Source organism: Chitinophaga filiformis, assembly GCF_023100805.1.
GTDB lineage: Bacteria > Bacteroidota > Bacteroidia > Chitinophagales > Chitinophagaceae > Chitinophaga > Chitinophaga filiformis_B.
This window is the reverse complement of record NZ_CP095855.1, coordinates 6,410,152-6,435,550: the sequence shown is the minus strand read 5'-3', so window position 1 is coordinate 6,435,550 and position 25,399 is coordinate 6,410,152. Positions and strand designations below refer to the sequence as shown.

Annotated in this window: 18 protein-coding genes; 7 read left to right on the top strand and 11 right to left on the bottom strand. The window is 47.7% G+C overall.

From position 1 onward, the window contains the following. The first annotated feature begins 9 nt into the window (after positions 1-9). Both MYF79_RS24925 and MYF79_RS24920 read left to right on the top strand, forming a co-directional pair. The gene (locus MYF79_RS24925; RefSeq protein WP_247810554.1) at positions 10-1,062 is read left to right on the top strand and encodes a hypothetical protein; all 1,053 of its coding nucleotides are present in this window, start codon (positions 10-12) and stop codon (positions 1,060-1,062) included. Between the two features lie 83 nt (positions 1,063-1,145). Then, positions 1,146-1,409 (top strand): hypothetical protein, encoded by a 264-nt coding sequence (locus MYF79_RS24920; protein ID WP_199655756.1) that lies wholly within the window; start codon positions 1,146-1,148, stop codon positions 1,407-1,409. Between the two features lie 153 nt (positions 1,410-1,562). Here MYF79_RS24920 and MYF79_RS24915 read toward each other — a convergent pair whose 3' ends face one another. From MYF79_RS24915 to MYF79_RS24865, 11 genes are all read right to left on the bottom strand, one after another. After that, positions 1,563-2,633, bottom strand: a complete 1,071-nt coding sequence (locus tag MYF79_RS24915; protein WP_247810553.1) for a saccharopine dehydrogenase family protein — start codon at positions 2,631-2,633, stop codon at positions 1,563-1,565. 494 nt (positions 2,634-3,127) lie between these two features. After that, positions 3,128-4,078 carry a bifunctional helix-turn-helix transcriptional regulator/GNAT family N-acetyltransferase gene (locus MYF79_RS24910; RefSeq protein ID WP_247810552.1) on the bottom strand — a complete coding sequence of 317 codons (951 nt, stop codon included), beginning with the start codon at positions 4,076-4,078 and terminating at the stop codon, positions 3,128-3,130. A 138-nt stretch (positions 4,079-4,216) separates the two neighbouring features. After that, entirely contained in the window at positions 4,217-4,651 is a 435-nt protein-coding gene (locus tag MYF79_RS24905; protein ID WP_247810551.1) for a DoxX family protein, read from the bottom strand. Between the two features lie 91 nt (positions 4,652-4,742). Continuing rightward, a complete protein-coding gene (locus MYF79_RS24900; protein ID WP_247810549.1) occupies positions 4,743-6,341 on the bottom strand; it encodes an MFS transporter in 1,599 nt (532 codons plus the stop codon). Position 6,342: 1 nt separating this feature from the next. Next, positions 6,343-7,389 carry an HlyD family secretion protein gene (locus MYF79_RS24895; RefSeq protein ID WP_247810548.1) on the bottom strand — a complete coding sequence of 349 codons (1,047 nt, stop codon included), beginning with the start codon at positions 7,387-7,389 and terminating at the stop codon, positions 6,343-6,345. Between the two features lie 37 nt (positions 7,390-7,426). After that, a complete protein-coding gene (locus MYF79_RS24890; RefSeq protein ID WP_247810546.1) occupies positions 7,427-8,752 on the bottom strand; it encodes a TolC family protein in 1,326 nt (441 codons plus the stop codon). 14 nt (positions 8,753-8,766) lie between these two features. Then, a complete protein-coding gene (locus MYF79_RS24885) occupies positions 8,767-9,399 on the bottom strand; it encodes a TetR/AcrR family transcriptional regulator (protein WP_247810544.1) in 633 nt (210 codons plus the stop codon). A 145-nt stretch (positions 9,400-9,544) separates the two neighbouring features. Continuing rightward, a complete protein-coding gene (locus MYF79_RS24880; RefSeq protein ID WP_247810542.1) occupies positions 9,545-10,423 on the bottom strand; it encodes a helix-turn-helix domain-containing protein in 879 nt (292 codons plus the stop codon). Between the two features lie 62 nt (positions 10,424-10,485). Further along, complete coding sequence (locus MYF79_RS24875) at positions 10,486-11,058, bottom strand: hypothetical protein (protein WP_247810540.1); 573 nt, start codon at positions 11,056-11,058, stop codon at positions 10,486-10,488. Between the two features lie 14 nt (positions 11,059-11,072). After that, complete coding sequence (locus tag MYF79_RS24870; RefSeq protein ID WP_247810538.1) at positions 11,073-11,462, bottom strand: hypothetical protein; 390 nt, start codon at positions 11,460-11,462, stop codon at positions 11,073-11,075. Between the two features lie 144 nt (positions 11,463-11,606). Then, complete coding sequence (locus MYF79_RS24865) at positions 11,607-12,215, bottom strand: LuxR C-terminal-related transcriptional regulator (protein WP_247810537.1); 609 nt, start codon at positions 12,213-12,215, stop codon at positions 11,607-11,609. A 475-nt stretch (positions 12,216-12,690) separates the two neighbouring features. On the opposite strand from MYF79_RS24865, the gene MYF79_RS24860 reads away from it, so the two are divergent. The 5 genes from MYF79_RS24860 (at position 12,691) to MYF79_RS24840 (ending at position 25,385) form a co-directional block, all read left to right on the top strand. Beyond that, the gene (locus tag MYF79_RS24860) at positions 12,691-20,400 is read left to right on the top strand and encodes a gliding motility-associated C-terminal domain-containing protein (protein ID WP_247810536.1); all 7,710 of its coding nucleotides are present in this window, start codon (positions 12,691-12,693) and stop codon (positions 20,398-20,400) included. Between the two features lie 83 nt (positions 20,401-20,483). Continuing rightward, positions 20,484-21,461, top strand: a complete 978-nt coding sequence (locus tag MYF79_RS24855; RefSeq protein WP_247810535.1) for a type IX secretion system membrane protein PorP/SprF — start codon at positions 20,484-20,486, stop codon at positions 21,459-21,461. A 45-nt stretch (positions 21,462-21,506) separates the two neighbouring features. Then, positions 21,507-23,540, top strand: coding sequence for an OmpA family protein (locus tag MYF79_RS24850; RefSeq protein WP_247810534.1), 2,034 nt, complete (start codon positions 21,507-21,509; stop codon positions 23,538-23,540). A 128-nt stretch (positions 23,541-23,668) separates the two neighbouring features. Next, the gene (locus MYF79_RS24845; protein ID WP_247810533.1) at positions 23,669-24,088 is read left to right on the top strand and encodes a DUF1801 domain-containing protein; all 420 of its coding nucleotides are present in this window, start codon (positions 23,669-23,671) and stop codon (positions 24,086-24,088) included. Between the two features lie 157 nt (positions 24,089-24,245). Continuing rightward, positions 24,246-25,385: a TlpA disulfide reductase family protein gene (locus MYF79_RS24840; RefSeq protein ID WP_247810532.1), complete on the top strand. Its 1,140-nt coding sequence runs from the start codon at positions 24,246-24,248 to the stop codon at positions 25,383-25,385. Positions 25,386-25,399: the final 14 nt, after the last annotated feature.

Sequence of the window (25,399 nt, the reverse complement as noted above, 5' to 3'; positions counted from 1 at the left end):
GAACCGACAATGATGCAACAACCCTTTCGATTTGCCGCACTCTGTGTGATCGCCTGTATTGCGCTTGTACTGATCCTGTACGCGTTTGCAGATAAGCCGAATGACAGGAAGAACGGCTTTAGCCGCAAAGTGCTGCCGGTGGCAACACTAAAAAGTTCGCTGGAATTAAAGTATCCCGCTTATTACATTGCGGGTCATACAGATGAACATATTTACCTGGGCAACTATTCTGCTTCCCAGCATTTGCTGGCAGTAGATCAGCATTTGAAAGACACGCAGCAGTTAACGTTGCAGCTCGCGCCAGGTGAACGTTATGCCTGGAAGCTGGCAAGGATAATAGTAGATTCTCCTGTAGTATATATGGCAGAGGGAAGTACGCCTACGCTTTACAGGGGAAGACTGGACGATCTGCATATGAGCCGCTTCCTGCAGCAAAGCTGCTTTTTTAACATGCTGCAAAATATCTCTGCTACTTCCTTTATATCGCGGAGCATTCATCAGGATTCAACAGGAAACAGGCGGAACATACTGGCAAAGATAAAAACAGATTCACCTTATGTAACCCTGGGAAAGGACATCATCCAAAAGCAGGTGGATGGCATCTTTTGTACAGATGGTACACTGGATTATGACAGACGGACGGGGAAACTGGTCTATGTATACCACTACCGGAATGAATTTGTGGCGCTGGATACCAACCTGCATACGCTCTATACCGGTCATACCCTGGATACCAATACGATGGCTAAGATACAGGTAGCAAGTTTATCTGCCGGCGGTAGCAAGTTCTCCGCGCCGCCTGCTTATGTAAACAGCCTGGCAAGGGTGGCGGATAACAGGATCTATATACTTTCTACCCTGGTGGCCGACAATGAGCACTGGCAGGCCAGGCGTGATACGGAGATCATCGATGTGTATTCGCTGGATAATGGCGCATACATTTATACCCTACACATACCGCTTCAGGGAAAAGAACGCATCACTGACTTTATTGTAAAGGGCGATCAGCTGCTGGCTTTGTGCGATCATGTCCTGAATGCATACACCATCGCAAAACAATAATATTATTCTATTGCAATAGAACAGGCGGAGCCGAACACCTGTAGAAAATAGTAGGCATGTATCTGAATTCAAAGTTTTACTGTATGAATTTTAAAAAAATCGGACTATCAGTAACCGTATGTGCGCTTGCCATTGCAGGTGCTTTTGCCACCAATGGCGGCAGGTCGCCGGGAAGCGGGTACACGAATCTGCAACAGGTGCCCAGCCAGGGTTCCCCATGTGTGTACAGGGGATACTGTGCGGGCGGGTTCACTACCTGCTACGTACTGATCGGCGGACAGCCCGTACAGCTTTTAAACCTGGAGTCTAACGGAACATGCAGCAGCTTTGTGCTTTCACAGCCCTGACGAAAATGATATTGTAAAAAGTTGCAGGCCCGGAAAGGTAATATCCTTCCCGGGCCTTTTGCTTACCAGTGTAGCAGGGTATAATGCCAGCGGGATGGCTCGTCGTTATCACTGGTATTCCACCGCTTTAAAATAGTTGGATGTCATTAAACTCTAAGACAGGATTATCTCACGCTTTACACCCGGAATTTCCATGACCAGATCAGGCCCGTAAGCACTGGCTGGTGTCTGATATCCCGGCTTATACTCCCCGTTTATAATTTTCTTTGCAATAACAAGTATCGCATAGGCGGTCAGCGAGTATGCCTCCGGCGTCTCCATATTGGCCTCTGCAGACGCCCCTTTTGCATTTGTGACCTTTCCCCAGATATGACTTACCGCTTTGTCGCGTACGGCCTGATTTGGGCCCGCAGATTGCATTTTAAAGATGCTCATCAATATACCCCGGAGAAAGGATGTTTTTAGGAGCCAGTTGAATAAAGCCTGGCCTTTCAGGAAATACCAGGCCGCTTTATTGATGGCCGTGTATGTCCTGATGTTGGGAATACCGGTGGAGAAGTAGGCTGTACTGATATCTCCCCAGGGAATACTCATCACGAATACAGGATCTTTATGCCCCGGGAATTTGACTGACATGCCCTTTTTACCCATGGGTTCATAGGCGATCTGCCCGTTTTTACGGATAGCGCCGGGAGTACCCAGTTTATGTAAGGTACTGATGGAGGTGCCGCGCGACAAGGCACTGCCGATCACCGCAAAAGCGATCGTGAGCTGGTCGGCATCCGGCAGCTGCTGTTTTAAAGCTAATGCAAGGCAATCAGTCGGTACTACGTCAAACCCGGCGCCCGGCAGTATCATGATATCTTTCGCTTTAGCCTGCTGGTCGTAGCGTTGCAATAATTCAAACACGTCGAGATCGCCGTTCAGATCAATGTAATGCGTATTAGTGGCCAGACAGGCCTCTATCATGGGCTGAGCGGTGATATGATAAGGCCCTGCAGCCTGTATGACCAGCGTTACATCTTCCAGGGCGGCCCTCATGCCGGCGGCGTCATCCAGTTCAACAATGCGGAAATCGAGCTTGAGTTCTTTTGCAAGGGCTTCAATGGCAGCTTTTTTTCTGCCGGCAAGGATAGGTGTTAAGCCGTACTGACCGGCATACCTGGCTATCAGTTCCCCTGTATAACCATTGGCTCCATAGAGTAGGATTCTGTTACGTTGCATGGGGGAAAAATACATGATACAAGGGAAACTACAAATTATAGTTTGCCAACTCCTGACACAACATGTCGTTTACAATGGGGTAGTTCTCCTGATGTATTAACGCTCCGTCAGGAGCACCGTGTTTGTAGCCCCGGGTTTCAACCCGGGGTCATTCCATCGGGTCATTCCATCGGGGCCATTCCATCATGCCATTCCGCCGGGCTATTCGTTGGAAACCCCGCAATCGTGACACAATGGGGATTGACCACACCCTGTATCCATAACGGCATTATTTTATTGCGTGTGTGGTTATGGGAACGTATGCCCCCCCGCATCTATTACCGTATTATTTCATTGCTCGGAGATTATCGCGATCGTCAACATCCTGCATCTATAACGGTATTATTTCATCATACCTTGGTTATGCGGATGTATTACATGTTTGGCGTCGCTACAACATCCTACATGCATTATTTAATTACGCGGTAGTTGTTCCGACGTATTACAGCCCCTCATTACAACACCCGTTCCATCTGTATATTACACCTCTCGTACGGAGAAGGGTGCCCCACTATCTTTTCAAACCCTAATTTATTATACAGGTTAATCGCAGGCTTCAGAATAGTATTACTTTCCAGGTATACCTTCTTCGCCCCCAATGATCTTGCTTTTTCAAGAATAGCGCTGCCCAGCAGCCAGCCGATGCTTTTACCCTGGGCGGCAGGAGAGACGGCCATTTTAGCCAGTTCGTAGTCGTATTCGGGATCCTTCATTTTAATGAGGGCGCATACACCTGCCGGCACATCATCATACAAGGCAACAAGGATGTGGCCACCGTTGTCCAGTATGTATCCCTGCGGATTGTCCAGTGCTTTGTAATCAGCTTCTTCCATCTTGAAATAGGTAGAGATCCATTCGACGTTCAGCTCTTTGAATGCCTGCTGATAGGCTGGTTGATAATCGACGATCTTCACCTTCCTGCTCTCCCTTTCTTTTTTCTGTTCCTGTACCCAGCGCAGCAGGCTTTTCTGTTCCAGCAGGAATTCCCATTCGGCAATGGCTTTCCACAGGTCGTGCGTGGTATTTGCAGAAATGGCCTCTATGGCGTTCCTTACATCGGTGTATTGTTCTTCTATTTTACCTGTGATCTCTTTGCCTTTGGCAGAAAGGCTGACCATATTCCTGCGGCCATCGGTTTTATCTTTTTTCTCTTTTACCAGGCCTTTCTCTACCATTTCACTGATGATCTTACTTACGGAAGGGTGGGAGTGCCCTATTTCTTTGGCAATGGCTGTAATGGTCATGGCTTCGCCCCGCGACAGTACATAGAATACGGGGAACCATTTCGGGTTCATATCTATGCCATACATGTTGTAGATCTGCGTGGCATCTTCTGTGATTTTTTCCGTTAATAAGCGAAGCCTGCTCCCTACGGCAAACTTGCCCACAGTGTCAAAAAAGCTCATATCAGACGGTTTATGTAGTTAGTTATGTAACTGGTTACGCAAATATAGGAATATTCTTGTAAAAACCACTGCTATTAAATAAAACAGCCTGTCTTATATTAAGACAGGCTGATATTAAAACAAGAGAACACTATCCGTTTATTTCAGGTTGTCGATGCTCCATTTATAGGTGTTGATGGATCCCAGCAGGGCGGCAGCTCCTGCCGATGTCCATACGGAATAGGAAAGCGGTGGTTTAACCCCCATGGCAACCGTCATGCTTAATGCAAAGATCACCATTAACAGGAATGTGCCCCATGATGCGAGTCTGGTCTTGTAGCCTACCAGCAACATTACACCGAAGATCACCTCCAGTACTGTTGCCAGGATAGCCAGGATATTGCCCATCCCGGGAGAAACATAAAAGTTCAGTGTATTGGAATAGGCCAGGAAATGCTCCCAGTCGCCCCAGGATACATTGGGGGTTCCCGGAGGGCCCCATATACCCAGTCTGTCTGCTACGGCCGATAAAAGCGCTGCTGCAAAGGCCAGTCTCAGAAATGCCTGTGAGAAATTGATCGTATTGGTATTCATATCGTTGATGATTTGGAATGACAAAGGTCGATGTTACAACAGGTAAAAATCTTATCCTGGTTTAAGAAATTCCACTGGTATATCCCCGTGCTCACTTCAGGGCGGGCACATTTTTAAGAGAGACAAGAGGGCGGAGGGCTTTGGTGAGCAATGGCCCGGCTATCACGATCAACAGTGCCGCTACAGAAATAATGAACATCAGTTTAAATACGTACATATTGGTCATTAACTGGGATTGTACCGTGAGCGCCCTGTTGATATTGGTATGGGCCAATGCATATGCCTGATCCATACTGCATCCTTTGGAGCGGAACAATTGTACAAACTGGTTAAACCTTTGTGAGAAGTTGTCATCCACATCGGTAATATGAGGCAGGAATTTTTCCCTGTTCAGCTGATTAAAATACAATTGCAGTGTGTAAAATCCGGCGGCGCTGTTCAGGCCTGTAATGAACCTCGATATGGCTGCCAGGCTGATGCCGGTATAACCTGTGAAAGCCGGTAACCCGGATACCGCATAAACAATGACAGGCACAAAAAGAAAACCCGAGGCCATACCCTGGAAGAAGACAGGCCAGCTGAGATCAGAGAATGTTATATCGGGCGTAAAAGTAAAATACATCCAGATATGATAAGAAGCCAGTGATGTTAATCCAATGATGAACAACACCCGGAAGGGCACTTTCCTGCTCAGTAATAATATTGCTATCATAGTGGAGATGAAGATGGCTGAAAAGTTAAACGCTGCCAGCCACATAACTTTGTAAGTATCCCATCTCAGCACAGCGGCGCAATAGCCGTATACCAGGTTAATACTGTCTTTTGCGCCAAAGTATACTACCAGCAGCAGGATCCCCCTGATGAACTGTTTTGACCTGAGTACGGCGGGATGAAGGTATGGCCTTTTCAGTGTCATTTGCCGGTAATACAGCAGCCCAATGCTGATCACCGCAATCAGGGCAGACGATATTATACGTGTGTCTGTAAGCCAGTAATATTTGGGTCCATAGATAAAAGTATAAGCCAGGCTGATACCGGCAGATAACATCGCCACAAACCCGAACCAGTCGATCTGGTACAGGGGGTATCTTTTCATACTGCTTCGCGGGTTCAGCAGCAGCAATACAATGAGCAGGGTAAAAACCTGGAAGGCGATCAGGTATTTATAGACAGCAGGCCAGTCATAATTATCCGTGACCCAGGCGCTCAATAAGCCTATTATCACCGTATTGGCCAGGATGGTGGTATAAAAAATGGTAGAGGCGATCGCGGTAGCTTTGGCGGGAGGCAGGCTGGAAAAATACAGGGTTAAAACCGATCCTGCTATACAGGCTACTACTATACCTGTGATGAGCCGCAGGCCCATAAAAACGGAGATATCCGTTGTGTACATACTGGCAATGCTGAGCAGTATGCCGGCCATGATAATAAAGAGCATATAGGACCTTCTTTCAAAGTACCGCAGAAACCTGAACTGTACCGGCAGAATAGCCAGAATGCCGGCATAGGTGAGCTGCAGGGACATGCTGACGTCTTCCGCCTGCGCGCCGAAGTGACTTAGCACATAGTTCTGGTTGAGTGCATAAAGGCCGAATTGGACGATGCCGGAGAGGAGAATAAGGAAGAGGCCTATCCAGATAAGTCCTTTCCTGTTTTTTACCCAGGGTTTGAAAAAGTCCGGTGCGTTCATACTACTGTTTTTTAACGATGATGACTGCATTCATGCCTACTTTAACATCGGTAAGGCTGGTATCGGTAAATGCTATTTTTACCGGTATGCGCTGTGTGATCTTTACGAAGTTGCCCGTTGAATTGTCAGGGGGCAACAGCGAAAATTTAGCGCCGGTGCTGGGGGAGACGGAGCTTATCCTTCCTTTGAACACTTTACCGGGAATAGCGTCGATCTTTATGTCCACGGTTTTACCTTCACGCATAGCCGCCATCTGTGTCTCCTTAAAATTGGCAGTGACCCATTTACTGTTTTCATTTACAATAGAGACCAGTGGTTGTCCTGCCTGGATCTGTTGTCCTTCCTGGATCACCTTTCTGCCAAGGCGTCCGCTGTAGGGTGCGGTGATCACCGTGTATCCGAGGTTGATGCGGGCAAAGTCCAGTTGTGTTTGTTTCCTTTTCAGGTCTGCCGCCAGCAGGCTTCTCCTGCTTTTCAGTTCATCAATCCTGGAATAGCTGGTTTTAAGTGTATTGTTGGCAGCATTAAATTCACTGACTGCTACATCGTAGCGCGCTTTTACCTGTTCATATTCCTGTCCCGTGGCCGCTTCTTCCTTTACCAGGTTCTCATATCTTTTGATATCCTGTTGCTGTTGCCATAGCCTGGCCTGTGAAGAAGATATCTGGTCTTTGTTGATATAAGTGCCTGACTGCGCTGCGGAAATACCGGCATCGAGCACAAGCTGTTGGGCATAGGCGTCCTGTAATGCTGCTTCGGCTTCCTGTACTTTGTTCCTGTATTCCCTGTCGTCGAGGATGACGAGGGTATCGCCCTTGTTCACCCATTGGTTTTCTTCAAACAATATCCGTTGAATATAACCTGCAGCTCTGGCGGATACCGGGTTGATATACGCCTCCACCTGGGCATCGTTGGTTTCTTCAAAGAGCCGTGCGTTATTAAACATTTGATAGAAATAGACAACCGCGATCAGTATAATAATGATGGCAAGGGTGGTCATGATCCGCTGGCTGATCCGTGCTTTTGTTGTATTGTTTGCTTGTGACATATCGTGAAAGGTTTAAGAATAAGTAAAGAGATGCACATCAGAGTTTACCGCTGGTGTACAGCAACCTGTAATAAAAGGCCAGCGCATCTGTCTGTGATTTAATAAGATTATATTTTGATTCCAGGTACAGGTTGTCTGCATCCAGCAGGTCTGTCAATAAAGCCAGTTGATTGAAGTACTTGGCACTGACGATCCTGTAGTTGGCGCTGGCCTGTTCTATAGATGACCTGGCAACGCTTATCCTGTTGAGCGATTCATTGTATTTGATGTAAAGCGCATTGGCTTCCTGGTCCGCATCGTCCCTGACAGCTGCTTCCTGGGTCTGCAATGCGTTCAGCCGGAGCTTTGCGGCTTTTTCCTTATTCTTATTATGATATAATGAAGAGAGGCTGTATTGCGCCTTTACACCTATAAATCCGACTGAATATGCCTGATCGACCGGTGGGAATACCAGGTTGTTCGGATAGTTCACGCCATAGGCAGAATACAATTGAAGGGTAGGCAGGTAAGCGCCTTTAATCGCTTTGATCCTGTTTTCCTGCAGCTTTAGTTGCTGTCGGGATCTCAATACGGCGTAGGAGGTCTCCCGGGCATTGTTAACAAGATCTGCCAGTGAGGCAGGTCCGGGCTGCTCGCCATTTACCGTATCTGTCGGAATGATCTGTGTACGCCGGGGAAGGTCCAGTAATACATTCAGCCTGGAGATGGCAATGGCAAGATCGTTTTCGTTCTGTTCACGGCTCAGGCGCTGGTTGTCCAGTATGAGCTGTGCTCTCAGGAGGTCGCTTCTTGTTACCCGCTGGTTACGGAACAGTGTTTCTATATTTTTGACGCGTGTTTCTGCACGTTTTATCTGTTCATTGATCACGGTATCCTGTTCCTGCAGGCGGATGATATTGAGATAGGCTGATATTGCCTGGAGGAATATATTACCGGACAGGTCGAGTGTATTCAGGGATGCCAGGTCTTTCCGGATCTGTTGTTCCCTGATAGCAGCATTTTGCCTGCCACCGGCAAACAGGGTAAAGGCTGATTCCATTCCCAGGGCCGCACTGTTGGGCGTTGGAGGGCGCCTGATGCTATGTCCGTCAGACAGGCCACCATCGTAAAGTGTCACTTTACTGAAACGCTGGTAGCTGCCGTTGATGTTTACCTGCGGAAGCTTACTGAGCTGCGCATCTCTCAGGTCTGCATCAACCGCGTCTTCTTCTGTTTGTGCAATATTGATCTGCCTGTTCTTTTGCCTGGCCAGTTCCAGGACATCGCGCAAGGACATTCTATAGACGGAATCCTGTGCAAGCAAAGGGAAAGAAAAAAGGACCGCAGGCAGGATGATAAGCACTTGTTTAATGATACTTTTCATGGTAATTGATGCTTTTATAATGGCTGTTGTGACAAGGTTGTATGCGGTGGACAGAGTTGATGACTGATGAAGTTCTTTATGCGGTCGGCAATCTTTTCTTCTGTTATCTCTTCCAGGTTGAGCAGCTCACTGGCAAGGGGAGACCGGCCGATGATCTGATGCAGCAAATGGAATAGCGTCATCAGGAACAGGTCTGTATCAATGTCGCGGAATTCTTTCCTTGCAACGCCTGTCCTTATCACCTCTCTGAACATATCGCTGCTGGCTTTGACGGTATCGAGGATGGCTGTTTTAAAGGAGGGGTTCCGGAAGGAAAAGACCTCACTGTTCAGAATGCGGTAGAAATAAAAATTGTCCCTGATACCCGAGATATAAATAGTTACATAGTTAAGCAGTCTTTCGCAGCTGCCGGCTGTTGTATTCACCGGCAGGGCATTGAGCGCGTCTGTCAGCAGGCGAAGCCTCAGCTCAAAGATGGACCTATACAGATGCTCTTTTGATTCAAAATGATAATAGATCAGAGCAGGATTGATCCCCGCTTTGGCAGCAATATCCCTGACGGTGGTTCCCTCATACCCATTCTCCGCAAACATCACTTCTGCTGTAATGAGAAGCAGGTCTTTGATGCGATTTTTCTGTTCTTTCATGATCCCGTTGATTTGTCAGAACAAAGGTCACACAGGAAGGGGCCACAGGGAAGGGTGGAAACACGGCCTTATTCGTCATTTTTTCGGTTGGGGGAACAGATGGGTTGTTTTTTCCGTGGTCCTGGTCTTAAGGTAAGAATGGTCATCAGGTGAGGGAATTCCGGTAGTTAAGCGGAGACATGCCGGTATTTACCTTGAAGAATTTACCGAAAACGGATTGGTCGGAGAAGTGGAGCAGGTCGCTGATCTGTGCAATAGTGAGGTCTTTTCGCTGGAGCAAGACTTTGGCTTCAAGGACGAGGGTCTGGTCTATCCATTCCCCTGCGGTCCTCCCGGTTTGTTCTTTTATGAGCTCAGAGAGGTATTTGGGAGTTACATTCAGCCGGGAAGCATAGAAGCGGACGGAGTGTTGCTGTAAGACCTCTTTAGTCAGCAGGGTTTTAAAGTTAGCCAGTAAAGGGTGTGTGCTGCTGGTATTTCCCGGGTTAGCTTCTTTTAAAGGGGCGGCGGCGAGGTCTGTTTCGCAGAGCAGGATGTTCAGGTAACTTCTGACGATGTTGTCCCTGTGTGGATGACCTTCATGCATGGTAGCACGCAGCAGGTCATAGATAGCGGAAAACCGCTTTAATTGTTCCGGCGACAGGGGAATGATATGTGAATCTTCATTATCAAAGAAGCTGTACTTCAGCAGATAGAAGATATCGGACTGGTTTTCCAGGAAGAAACTTTCTTTGAAGAAGATGAGGTCCAGGCGTGGATTATTCTCCACTTTATGGATGCTGCGAATAATGTATGGTCCGAACGTAAGCAGGGAGGGACCTGTAACGACACCGGTATTCAGCCCTGCCGTAACACTTAGCTGTCCCTGTTTCAGAAAGGCAATAGCATATGTATCTGTTCTGAAAGGCTCTTCTGTGGATGGTGTGTAATTTTCTTCCCCGATGAAAAGAAAATCATCACGCCTGTCTGTCAATGCAAAGATGTTTGACAGCTTCGATATATTATATGTAGTGATGGCTTTCATTCCCCGATAGAATGGTGAATGAAGCAAGTTACTAAAAATGTTATTGTATAAAACAGGCGGTCCTAATTGCCGGCAATGAGCGCGGCAACAAGCGCTCCTATCACGGCGCCTCCGATACCGAATTTCAGGGCGCGGGAGTTCCGTTTCCGCCGTTCTTCTTCCAGCATCTTACGGGAGTCGGCCAGCAGTTTCTGTGTTTCTACAAGGCTGGTGGTGGCTTTATCGAGAGACGAAGAGATGCCCTGCAGGCTTGTACTTGTTCTGTCCATGAAAGCGAGTGAGCTGCCGGACAGTGAATCAAACTGTTGTTTCAGCTGCTGATAATAGATCTCTTTTTGCCGCAGCATGGTATCCTGCTGGTGGATCATGTTTTCATAACTGGCCATGATACCTGCAAAAGAGCTGTTGCCCTGGCGGGTTTTATCATAGAATTTTTTGTAGATGCTGAAAGTGGTTTTGTTCAGTATATAGGCAGTATCGCAATAAATGAGCAATGTGTCGCCTCTGTAGATGCTATAGATGCTGGTGCCTGAACTGTCTTTGAAAGTTTTGAGGCGGTCCTGGGTATATCCTTTTGTGGCGGCAAAGCAGCAGCACATCACAAGCAATAGCCTGGGCAAGGTGAATGGTTTCATATGTTAATATCAGTTTACAGGGGTTTTACGTCAAAGGGGGGAAGACTGTCGGTAGCTTTCAGTTCTTCTTTAAAGTTCTTTACTTTTTCATTCAGTTCATTAAGTGTCTCTTTCAGCTTGGCATTCGACTTAGCTTCCTCTATTTCTTTTTTGGTGTTTAAAATGGAAACGTTGGCCTGGATATTCTTGATGTAATACTTGAACTTATCAACGTCTCCCTGCAGGGAATCGAGCCGGGCGCGGGAGGCATTGATGTAATTCAATGCGGTGTCAATATTTCTCTGAGAGGCTTCAATATTTTTCTGGATCTGTTTTAACTGGCTTTTCTCAAAGAAGGTAATGAGGGCGTTGATACACGTAAGTGCAAGTACAATGTAGATCACAATACGGAATGACTTGTCCATTGGAAACCGGGGTTTGGGGCTATTAATAATAGTATATATACACAGCTGGCAGGATAGCTGGTCTATAAAGTTAAAAATAATATTCAAATGATAAAAATTTAATTTATCAGTCTGAAAGGCCCGCCAGCCGTGTTGTTTGCTGCATTATACTGCTCTCCTGGCGCCGTAAATATTGATCTTTTCCAGTAGTTCAACTACTGAGCTGATTTCCAGTTTCTTAAAAATGCGGGTCTTATAGGTGCTGACTGTTGTTAGCTGCAGCTCCATTTTTGCCGCAATTTTTAACAGGGGCAGTCCTTTAATTAAGAGGTTCATGACCTCTATTTCGCGGGAGGAAAGTTGTGATAAAGGATTGGAAGAAGGCGGTACGTATAAGGGTACTTCCTTTTCCTCTTTCAACAGGGAAGAAAGGGTCATTTCTATTTCCTCTTCTGTGGAATTTTTGCAGAGATAGCCATCTGCCTCCTGGTATAATGAATCGATGATCAATGCTTTTTCATGACGGGAAGAAAAGAGCAATATCCTGGTGGCAGGAGATTGTTTTCTGATCATGTCTATCATTGACGGCGTTTCGGCCCCCGGGAAATATCTGCTCAGGATAAGCAGGTTAAATGGCTGTTTTTTCATAGCTGCCATGACGTCATCTGCGGTTTGCACCATTAGTACGGTAACAGGTGCGGGCAACATGGTAATGATCTGAGAAAGGCCATCACGCATGATGGTGGGTTCATGGGCAATAAGGATATAGTTCATTCATTAACGGATAAATAGGTATATGGTTACGCAGCCTTTAAGGCATATGGAGCAAATTTATAATATTTTATTTTGTAATGTCAATCGACAGCTTGTAGTAATTGTACTACAAGTATGTCAAATATTTACTATGCATGAATAAGGGATGGCAAAGTAATTTTGTGGCGAAAAAATGACCTTTCGTATAGGTGTTTTGTATAGATGTTAAGATACTATAAGATACTATGTTGTTGAGAAAAGAATCCTGAAAAAGACCCGAAACCGTGATTATGGACCCTGTGAAATAATTTAGAAAAAAGATACTGTAACATGTAAAGGAAACCGCCAGGGCCCTAAAGGGGGCTCCATGCTATTGCTATCGCAACACATTACTCTTACGAACATATTTGCATGACAACCACACTTGTCGTGCCGGGACGATTATGTCCGTGCGGGAAGCCTTTCCGCCGGGATATTTATTACTTATTCAATACTTATGAGTAGACTTTACAAAGCGACGTTTTCCCTTTTATTCATCATGTCAGGCCTGCTGGCAGGCCACCGGGGCTATGCGGAAGGTTCGAAGGACCTTTACCCCAGCGGCATAGCAGGTGGTCGTGCGTTCCTGGTCTCTACAACGGGAACCAAGACCGGATGGACCCTGACCAACATGGGGGTACATTATGCTTACCTCAAGGCGGGCGAAACCCTGGGCGCAGCCAGCAGTGCGCAGGGGATAGGATCGGGACAGATCATCCTGACTGCGCCCGACGGTACCGTATATACTTCAACGGCAGGTACTACTACTGTAGGTCAGATCGCCAATCGTACGCAGGAACTACAGGGACCGTGGGTAGGTTATACGCCTTTTTCGCAGGTAGTAGGTGCAGGGCAGGCGGGAGTGTGGAAGATAGAACTGGTATCTACAAATCCTCCGGCCAACATTGCAGAAGGTGCGGGCGCTAATGTGGCGGCAGATGCGGCATGGACACAGAATACTGCGAGCAGCGCCATTGCTGCCTGGGATATTTCCGTAAGAAGCGCAGGTGGAACGATCATACCGGGAAGGGTGTATACGAATGTGCTGAATATGTTTGTGGACTTCGGTAACTACAGAGGTGTTATCTATGTGTTGACGAAAGATGGTTATGTATACAAAGTAAATAATAACGGATCAAGCGGTATCGGCTTTGTAGCCTTTGTGAACAACAAGGGACTTACCACAAACGCTACAGATGCCGGTGAGCCTCTTTATAAAAGTGTGGCGGGTACGAACAGGGGAACGGACTTCAATGTATGGGATCCCCGGTCAGACGACGGCACATATAGTGTCACGCACAAAATGTTCTATCATGTACCTGCTACAGATATGCCGGCTTCGTCTGTCATGCCCGGAGGTAAAACAACCTGGCTGAGAGGGACAAAGATCATCCCTGCCGTGACCAATATCAGTGTGGATGGTGTGGAAGGTACTGCCGGACAGGTAAGTAAGAAGGGCGCCTATATTAAGTTCACCGCCAGCGTCGGAGGTACTTACCGTATTTCTTTGGTAGGGACCGGTTCTTTTGTGACCAAACAGATAACAGGTACGGCTGTTGCCGGCAATAACAGCATTTTCTGGGATGGTAAGGATGGCGCCGGTGTAACACCTGCATTAGGAACAGCTTCAGTTACTGCCAATATACAATTGCAGGGCGCTGAGATACATTTCCCTTTTATCGATGTGGAAAATAACCCCAATGGTCTTATCATAGAACAACTAAACGATGATAATACCGTAAAGAGCGACATCGTTTACTGGGATGATGCTTCCTTCGCCACCGCGACCGGAGCCAGTAATCCCAGGTCCAATGGTAACAGTGGCAGCGGTATTTCCAGTAATACAAACGGACACAAATGGAGTAACAACTATGGGGACGTGAAAACAATGGATACCTGGACCTATGTACTTGGTGACATGGCTTCCCGGAATACCACGCTCAACATCGTGGAAGCAGATCTCGCTATTCAAAGTGTAGGTCCGGCCACACCCCTTACCCAGGTAACTGTGGGTAAAACGGTCACTTATAAGGTTGTTGTTGTGAATAACGGTCCAAGCGATGTAACCGGTGCGCCCTTTGCTATTAAAGTGCCTGCCGGTTTTACTGTTGCTGACCTGTCGGCAGTTACTGCCAGCACAAGTTGCGGCACCGTGAAGAATGCTGCGCTGGATGCTTCAGGTAATTATACCGCCCTGCTTGATCTGCCGAATGGCTGTATCGTTACTTTCAATCTCACAGGTACAGCAGGTCCTTCTCTGGCGGGCGGCAACATCAATATAGAAACCAGTATCATGCGTCCGAAAGACGTGACCGATCCTGATGCAACGAATCCTAATGCTGCAGTGCCACCTACAGATCCACATGTGGAATGTAAGAATGGCGGAACTACAGAGAATTGTAATAACATTAAATATAACAGTGGTGTAGCTGTTGTGGCGAGCGCGGATATTGTGGTAGTAAAGACAACACAGGATGCCACAAAGACGACCTACGCCCCTGGTGAAACAGTGAACTATGTGATCACTGTCACGAATAATGGTCCCAGCACAGCAACAAATGTTAATGTAACGGACGTTGCACCTGCAGGTACTACCATCGGTGCCTGGACGGCTACTGCTGCTGGTCCTGTGGCTTTGCCGCATACCAGTGGCACCGGCAATATTAATGAGACGATTGCCACCATACCGGCAGGAGAGACGGTAACCTATGTAGTACAGGTAACATTACCCGCTGGGTATAACAGTGCCCTGAGCAATACAGCTTCCGCATCCGGTCCGGTACTGGATGAAACACCGGGTAATAATACCAGCACAACTACGCCCATTACACTGGAACCAGGTGCAGATATCGCTGCGGTGAAAGTCGTACAGGATGCTGCAAAAACCACTTATGCGCCGGGAGAGGATGTGATCTACACCATCACAGTTACCAATAATGGTCCTGCTGATGCGAAGGATGTGAACATCAAAGATGTAGCGCCTGCGGGTACTATCATCAGGAATTGGACTGCCAGTGTAATAACAGGTACGGTATCTCCGCTGACCGCCAGTGGTATGGGTGACATTGACCAGCTTATTACCAGTATGTCAAACGGAGCGGTAGTACGATATGTGGTGACCGTCGGCGTACCTGCTGACCATACCGGTAACCTGAGCAATACTGCGACAGTAACTACCGGCAGTCGGGATGATGTACCCGGAAATAACAACAGTACTTCAGGCGTGCTGACGCCTGCGCCGAAAGCTGACGTAGCTGTAGTGAAAACAACCGCAGTTACCAGTTTTACGCCTGGACAGGATGTGGTGTATACTATTACAGTGACCAACAACGGTCCAAGTGATGCGAAGGATGTGAATGTGAGCGATATAGCACCTGCAGGCACAACTATCAGTGCATGGAGCGCTGCCGTAACAACAGGAACTGTTACATTACCTAATGCCAGCGGTACCGGTAACCTGAATGAGACGATTGCCACTTTGCCTGATGGCGCTGTAGTAACCTATACAGTGACGGTAAGCATACCAGCTTCCCTCACGGCTAGTCTGAGCAATACAGCAACTGCAACATCTTCCACTCCGGATGATAATCAGGCAAATAACAGCGGCACGGCAACTACTATCGTACCAGCACCTAAAGCCGATGTATCTGTAGCGAAAACAACCGCAGCTACTAAGTTTACGCCTGGTCAGAATGTGGTATATACTATTATAGTGACCAACAACGGCCCAAGTGATGCGGAGAATGTAAATATCAGTGATATAGCACCTGCCGGCACAACTATCAGTGCGTGGACAGCGGCTGTAACAACAGGTACAGTTACCCTGCCTAATACCAGCGGTACCGGCAACCTGAATGAGACCATCGCCACTTTGCCTGATGGCGCTGTAGTAACCTATACAGTGACAGTAAGTGTACCGGCTTCCTTCACTGCCACTATCAGCAATACCGCTAATGTAACATCTTCCACTCCGGATGATGATCAGACAGATAATAGCAGCACAGCACCAGCTATTACACCTGCTGCTATCGCCGACATCGTTACTGCGAAGAAGTTGAAGGATGCAGGTCAGACAAGCTTTGTGCCAGGTGAAGATGTGGTATATGTGATCACTGTGGCTAACAATGGACCAAGTGATGCGAAGAACGTAAATGTGAACGACGTAGCGCCTGCAGGTACTGTGATCAGTGCATGGAGTGCAACCGTAACAACAGGAACTGTTACCCTGCCTAATACCAGCGGTACCGGTAACCTGAACGAAACAATTGCGACGCTGCCGAATGGAGCAGTCGTTACTTACGAAGTAACAGTGAAAACACCAGCTTCCTTCTCCGGTAGCCTGAGCAACACCGCTGTCGTAACAAGTACGACAACCGACCCTACACCGGGTAATAACAATAATACTTCTTCTTCTACAACACCGACTCCTAAAGCCGATGTATCTGTAGTGAAAACAACCGCAGCTACTAACTTTACGCCAGGTCAGGATGTGGTATATACCATCACTGTCACCAACAATGGTCCAAGTGATGCGAAGGATGTAAATGTGAGTGACGTAGCGCCAGCAGGAACAACTATCAGTGCATGGAGTGCTGCTGTAACAACAGGAACTGTTACCCTGCCAAATACCAGCGGTAGCGGTAACCTGAATGAGACGATTGCTACCTTAGCTGATGGCGCTGTAGTAACCTATACAGTGACGGTAAGCATACCAGCTTCCCTCACGGCTAGTCTGAGCAATACAGCAACTGCAACATCTTCTACTCCGGATGATAATCAGGCAAATAACAGCGGCACAGCAACTACTATTGTACCATCTCCTAAAGCCGATGTATCTGTAGCGAAAACAACCGCAGCTACTAACTTTACACCTGGCCAGGATGTAGTTTATACCATCACTGTGACCAACAATGGCCCAAGCGATGCGAAGGATGTGAATGTGAGCGATATAGCACCTGCCGGCACAACTATCAGTGCGTGGACAGCGGCTGTAACAACAGGTACAGTGACCCTTCCTAACACCAGTGGTAGCGGTAACCTGAATGAGACGATTGCTACTTTAGCTGATGGCGCTGTAGTAACCTATACAGTAACGGTAAGTGTACCGGCTTCCTCCACTGCCACTATCAGCAATACCGCTAATGTAACATCTACTACTCCGGATGATGATCAGACGGATAACAGCAGTACAACACCGGCTATCAGCCCTACTGCTATCGCCGACATCGTTACTGTGAAGAAGTTGAAAGACGGAAGTCAGACAAGCTTTGTACCAGGTCAGGATGTGGTATATGTGATCACTGTGGCTAACAATGGACCAAGTGATGCGAAGAACGTAAATGTGAACGACGTAGCACCTGCAGGTACAACTATCAGTGCATGGAGTGCTGCTGTAACGACAGGTACAGCAAGCCTGCCTAATACCAGCGGTACCGGTAACCTGAACGAAACAATTTCCACGCTGCCGAATGGAGCAGTCGTTACTTACGAAGTAACAGTGAAAACACCTGCATCCTTCTCTGGTAGCCTGAGCAACACCGCTGTAGTAACAAGTACAACAACCGATCCTACACCAGGTAATAACAATAATACTTCTTCTTCTACAACACCGACTCCGAAAGCCGATGTATCTGTAATGAAAACAACCACGGCTACCAGCTTTACGCCTGGACAGAATGTGGTATATACTATTACAGTAACCAATAACGGCCCGAGTGATGCGAAGGATGTAAATGTGAGTGACGTAGCGCCAGCAGGAACAACTATCAGTGCATGGAGTGCAGCTGTAACAGCAGGTACAGTTACTCTGCCTAATACCAGCGGTAGCGGTAACCTGAATGAGACCATTGCAACTTTGCCTGACGGCGCTGTAGTGACTTACACAGTGACGGTAAGTGTACCAGCTTCCTTCACGGCTAGCTTAAGCAACACAGCAACTGCAACGTCTACAAATCCAGATGATGATCAGACAGATAATACCAGCACCGCACCAGTTATTACACCTGCTGCTATCGCTGACATCGTTACCCTGAAGAAGTTGAAAGATGCAAGTCAGACAACCTTTGTACCAGGTCAGGATGTGGTATATGTGATCACTGTGACTAACAATGGTCCAAGTGATGCGAAGACTGTCAATATTAAAGACGATGCACCAAATGGTACCACAATCAGCGCATGGAATGCTGCGGTAACAACAGGAACTGTTGCCCTGCCTAATACCAGCGGTACCGGCAACCTGAACGAGACCATTGCCACGCTGCCGAATGGAGCAGTCGTTACCTACGAAGTAACCGTGAAAACGCCTGCTTCCTTCTCTGGTAGCCTGAGCAACACTGCTGTAGTAACAAGTACAACAACCGATCCTACACCAGGTAATAACAGTAATACCTCTTCTTCTGTTACACCAGCGTCAAAAGCCGATGTGTCTGTAGTGAAGACAACCGCAGCTACTAGCTTTACGCCTGGTCAGAATGTGGTGTATACCATTACTGTGACGAACAACGGTCCAAGTGATGCGAAGACTGTCAATATTAAAGACAATGCACCAACAGGTACAACTATCAGCTCCTGGACTGCAACGGTAACAACAGGTACTGTAAGCCTGCCTAATACCAGCGGTACCGGCAACCTGAATGAAACCATTGCTACATTGTCTAATGGGGCCGTGGTGACCTATACAGTGACGGTAGCTGTACCAGCTTCCTATGTAGCTAATCTGAGCAATACAGCTACTGTAACCACCAGCAGCCAGGATGATGATCAGACAGATAACAGCAGTACTACACCAGCTATCACGCCAGCCGCGATTGCTGACATCGTTACTGTGAAGAAGTTGAAAGATGCAAGTCAGACAACTTTTGTACCTGGTGAAGATGTGGTATATGTGATCACCGTGACCAACAACGGTCCAAGTGACGCAAAGACTGTCAATATTAAAGACGACGCGCCTGCCGGAACCAGCATCAGTGCCTGGTCTGCCACTGTAAAGACAGGAACTGTTACCCTGCCAAGCACCAGCGGTACTGGTAACCTGAATGAGACAATTGCCACCCTGCCGAATGGAGCAGTCGTTACTTACGAAGTAACCGTGAAGACGCCGGCTGATTTTACAGGTACACTGAGCAACAGCGCCGCTGTACAAAGCAGCACTCCGGATGCTGCTCCCGGCAATAATACCAGCACTACGCCAGGTATCAATCCTACACCTGTAGTAGGTGCCGACATCGTAACGGTAAAGCGACTGAAAGATGCAGCACAAACCACTTTTGTTGCAGGTCAGGAAGTTGCCTATGTGATCACTGTGACCAACAATGGCCCGGGCGATGCTGCCAAGGTGAATATTAAGGACATCGCACCGGCGGGTACTACTATCAGCAGCTGGACCGCTACTGTGACCAATGGTACTGTTGCCCTGCCTCATACCAGCGGCAGCGGTGATATTGATGAGACTATCGCCGTGATGCCAAATGCGGCTGTGGTGACTTATGAGGTGAAAGTATTAACGCCGGAAGGCTTTACTGGCAGCCTGGTGAATGTGGCTGCTGTGACCAGTGAAACACCTGATCCTGCACCGGCCTGCCCGGCATGTGCTGCGGCTCCTGTTACACCTGAACCACTGCCGGTAGCTGCTACCGACAATCATGGCGATGTGAGGGCCGACAACCCGGTGACCATTCCTGTATTGAGCAACGATACACCGGGAAATCCCAATACACCGCTTGATCCTGCTTCGCTGGAAATCGTACAACAGCCTGCACATGGCTCAATTGTAGTCAATGAAGACGGCACTGTTGTATACACTCCCGAAAAAGGATATACCGGCCCGGATTCCTTCACTTATAAAGTGAAAGACCAGCACGGTAACTGGAGTAACGTAGCAACAGTGAACCTGAATATCATCCCGAATGAAGTAGAAGTACCGAACGTGATCACGCCAAACGGTGATGGCAGCAATGATAAACTGGTGATCAAAGGACTGGAGAAATTTGTGCAGAACGAGATCGTGATCTATAACCGCTGGAACAATGTGCTTTTCAGGAAGCAAAATTACCAGGGTGAATGGGATGGACAAGGACTGAACGCAGGTACCTATTATTATACTTTGAAGGGGCTGGACGCTAATGGACAATGGCATACCTACAATGGTTACATCATGCTGTTGCGATAAGCAGCAGTAAAACAAGACTGTCGGCAGTTGCCGGCAGTCTTGTTATGAATGCCACTCCCTTTTAAACGTAAAAAAAAGAGATCATGACTAGCAAGTTTTATAAGATTATTCTTTCAATAGCTTTCTTCCTATCATTCCAGTCTGCGCATGCTCAGCATGATGCACAATTCAGCCAGTATATGTTTAACGGGTTGTACATCAACCCGGCATATGCAGGCTACAAAGAGCAATGGAACGTCAATTTATTCTACCGTACCCAGTGGGCAGGATTGCCGGGGGCGCCTAAGACCTTCTCCGCCGCGGCCGATGGAGTGATCAATGACGGCAGGGTAGGACTGGGGCTCCAGGTGGTAAACGACCAGCTGGGGGCTGAGAAAAATACCGCCCTGTATGGTACCTATGCTTATCGCATTCCATTGGATGCTGATGGCAACAAACGCCTGGCGATCGGTGTAAGCGCAGGCTTTATACAGCAACGACTGGACCTGAAAGCACTCAATCCCGCTTCACAGAACGACGCACTGCTGATGAATGCAAAAGGTACTTCTATGATGCCGGATGCCCGTGTAGGTATCTTCTATAATAGCGAGCGCCTGTTTGCTGGTGTATCTGCCGATAATATCATTTCCGGCTCTTTCCAGAAATCTGATAAACTCAGAACTTATCTCCCGCTGAAACCGAACCTGTTTGTGACGGTTGGAGGCCTGTTGCCGGTATCTGAAAATATTTCATTCAAGCCATCCCTGCTGGTAAAAGAAGATTTTGCCGGTCCTACCAGTGCAGATCTGAACGCCTTTTTCCTGTTTCATGAGAAGCTGTGGATAGGGGCTTCCTACCGTACTGCCGTCTTTAATAAAGGAGAGATCGAAAACTCTCTGACTAAATCAGGCGCTATTGCCGGTATGATCGATGTCTTCATCAACAGCAAGCTACGCATTGGCTATGCTTATGATCAGACTACAAACGGTACGGGAGCGAACAGCTTTTCTACTCATGAGGTATCATTGACTTACACCTGGGCAAACCCCAAAGCAAGGATGTTATCTCCACGATATTTCTAAGCCTGCGGGGATCATTGCTTTTTAAAACTGAATATTACAGCCATTATGAATAGAAAACACTATACCCTTCCGGCACTCTTAAGTGCTATGCTGGTGATGGGAATGTTTACAAGTGCAAGTGGACAATATATTATCAAGGAGGCCAACAACCAGGCTACATTATATAACTATGCTGCTGCTATTCCTTTATACCAGAAAGCATACAGGAAGAAAGAAACAGTGGAAGCCGCACGCGGACTGGCAGACGGCTACCGGCGGCTGAAAGATTATACAGCTGCTGCAGGCTGGTATGAAAAGCTCGTGGCGATGCCGGAGCATACGGCAGCCGATGAACTGCATTATGCGGGCATCCTGATGAATAATGAGCAGTATGCAGCTGCCAAAACAGTATTGACCGGCTACCTGGGTAAAACACCGGGCGATAAAATAGCGGAGAGTATGAAGGCGGGTTGTGACAGCGCCGTGAAATGGCTGGCAGCTCCCGTAAGAGGGGATATGGAGAACCTGAAAGGCCTGAACAGTGTATGGTCTGACTGGAGCACTGCCTTCAGACAGGGAGAAGTGATCTTCGCCTCCGACCGCCCTTACGATTCGCTGCGGCGAGACGCACTTTTTAATAACACCAACATCAAAAGAAAGCGCTATGGTTATACCGGTAACAGTTACCTGCACCTGTATGAAAGCAAAGGACTGGACAGCGGGCACGTAATGACGATGGCGCGCGCAGTGAATGGCGATTACCACAGTGCAGATGCCAGTTATACAGCTGACGGAAAGACCTGTTATTATGCAGTGACCAACCTGGCCAGGAAGCGTGGCAGCCTGCTGGGGAAAGAGCAGCCCTATACTCTGAATATCGAGCTCAGAACACAACAGTGGGATGACAACAAAGGCGCCTGGCAACAGGGTCCCGCTTTCCCTTATAACGAGATCTTTAACTATTCTGTAGGAGACCCGTTTATCAGCGCAGATGGCAGAACGCTCTATTTTGTAGCCGACTATGGCGAAAAGGGACAGGGTGGCACAGATATCTATTACTGTACGAAAGACGCCAGCGGACAGTGGCAGCAGCCTGTTAACATGGGGCCTGGCATCAACAGCGCCGGCAATGAACGTTCGCCGATGTTCGATAGCACCGGTGTGTTTTATTTTTCGACCGATGGCCGGCCTGGTATGGGTGGATTGGACATATTCAGGGCCGTCAAGATGAACGGCGCCTGGGAAGTACTGAACATGGGCGTACCGGTAAACAGTGCGCAGGACGATTTTGCACCCGCCTATAACGGCACCAACACATTGTACTTTTCCTCCAACAGGAAAGGCGGAAAAGGCAGTGACGACCTTTATCGGTTTACGCCGGCGAAAATACTGGTCTTCAGCCTGGAAGGTAAAGCGCTGAATAAGAAAACGAATACACCATTGGGTAGTGCAGAGATCACCCTGCGCAATAAGGAAACCGGCGCCGTAAAGAAATTCACGACCGACGGCGAAGGGAATTTTCATTTTGCATTGGACAGTTTGTCTGCCTATGGCCTGGATGGCGAAAAGGCCTTGTTCAGACCGGAAACAGGGGTTGCCGTTATCACTAAAGGATTAACAGAATCTGCAGTACTACACCGCGACCTCTACCTGGAAAAGATAGAAGTGGAGACTGTGGAAAATAAGCCGAAAGATCCTGTGCCGGTTAAGGGAATAGGCGTTCCCAAAAAGATCGACCTGGCAGGTAAATTCAATCCGCAGAACATCTATTTCGATCTCGGTAAGGCCGACGTACGTCCGGATGCAGCCAGAGAACTGGATAAGCTGATAAGTTTGCTGAAGGAAAATCCATCCTGGAGAGTGGATATGTCCTTCCATACAGACAGTCGCTCTGATGACAGTTACAACCTGAAACTGTCTCAGCGCCGCGCTGCATCTACCCTGGCTTATTTCCTGGCTAAAGGCATCGATAAGAAACGACTGACAGCGAAAGGCTATGGCGAAACAAGATTGATCAATCGTTGTGCCAATGGCGTGCGCTGCTCCGAAGCAGAACATCAGGCAAACCGCAGAACTGAATTTGTTATTTTTGAAAGATAAGCCGCTGATCATCGATACTGTGTGATCAGTTGGTGGTTTTTGAGTTGAGGTTGCCCCTCTCATCTGCACTGGTGAGAGGGGCAATCTTTTTTATCCTAACTTTATGTACAAGCATTAATGACCCCCATATGGCAGAACAGAAAACCAAACCAACCGAACAGGCAGTAACAAGCTTCCTGGAAGGCGTGACAGATGAAAATGTAAGGAAGGACTGCATTGCGCTCGCACAATTGATGGAAAAAGCAACGGGATTTCCTCCCAGGATGTGGGGCGCCAGTATAGTAGGTTTCGGTCAGTACCATTATAAATACGAAAGCGGGCATGAAGGTGATGCCTGCCTGGCTGGTTTTTCTCCGCGTAAACAGAATATCTCGTTGTATGTGATGAACTTTGACAGTCGACCGGCCTTGCTGGACAAACTGGGGAAGTATAAGGCCGGTAAAGGTTGTCTCTACATCAAAAAACTGTCTGATGTAGATGGACAGGTACTGGCACAGCTGGTAGAAGCATCCGCAGTATATCTGCAAAAGAAATACCCGGGTAAATAAACAGGCTGATAGTATAGTTTATTGATAGACTGGTATGCCCTTGTTTGTGTGTAACGTCAACAGGAAGAGGATGTTTGCAGCTTTAATATCTGTTAACAATCTTTATTGTTTTCATTTATTAGTTTAGAGGCAAACCAACCAACTTACCAGATCAACCATGAAAAAACAAATTTTGCTTGTTGCAGCACTTTTACCCATGCTCGCAAAAGCGCAATCCAACACTTTTACCATTACAGGTAAAATAGGTCATCTCAACGCACCTGCCCGGGTTTATTTCGACTACACTGATTTCCTGAATGCCGGAGGTGGCAGGGAAGATTCTGCAGATGTAGTGGACGGTACCTTCAAATTCACCGGGGAATTGTCTGGTATTGCGACCTGCCGTATGGCGCTCGCGCATCATGGAGACGGGAAAATGAAGGCAGTGTACACAGGAGATGTGATCTATTTCCAGTTTGGCCCGGAGAACTTTGTTATCAGCTCGAAAGATTCACTGAGCAATGCTGTATTTACCGGTTCCAAAGTACATGATGAGGAAGATGCCTATAACAAGGCCATTGGCGGTACCATCATGGCTATTACCAAAAATGCAAACTACGATTATTCCTCCGGTACGGAAGCACAGCGGGCTGATTCCAACTTCCTGAAGGCTGTTGATCAAAAATTCCGCCAGCGTGTGGCTGACAGAACAGAGAAGCAGTTACAGTTCGCCAAAGAGCATCCGAATTCCGTGTTCGCATTGGTAGCATTGTCAGAAGTGCTGACCTTTAAAAAGGACATGGCAGAGATCACACCTGTCTACAATGCGCTGAATGCGAAATACCGTAATTCCAAGAAAGGGAAGGAGGTAGATCAGCGTATCAAGTCCGTACAGCTGACCACTAAAGGCGCCGTTGCGCCGGTCTTTACAATGAAAGACGTAAAGGGACACCCTGTTTCACTGAAAGACCTGAGAGGGAAAACGGTGCTGCTGGAATTCTGGGCCAGCTGGTGCAGCCCTTGCCGCGCAGAGAACCCTAACCTGAAGGAGCAGTACAGACTGTACAAGGAGAAAGGCTTTGAGATACTGGCGGTATCCCTGGACAGCGATAAAAAGAAGTGGGAAGAAGCGATCGAAAAAGATGGCGTACCATGGATTCATGTGTCTGACCTGAAGGGATGGTCTAATGAAGCAGGTATACTCTATGGTGTAACAGCGGTACCGGCGGGTTTCCTGATCGGGCCTGACGGAAAGATCATCGGAAACAACCTGAGAGGAGAAGCACTGAATAAGAAGCTGGCAGAGTTGCTGAACTAGTGATAAAAGGAACT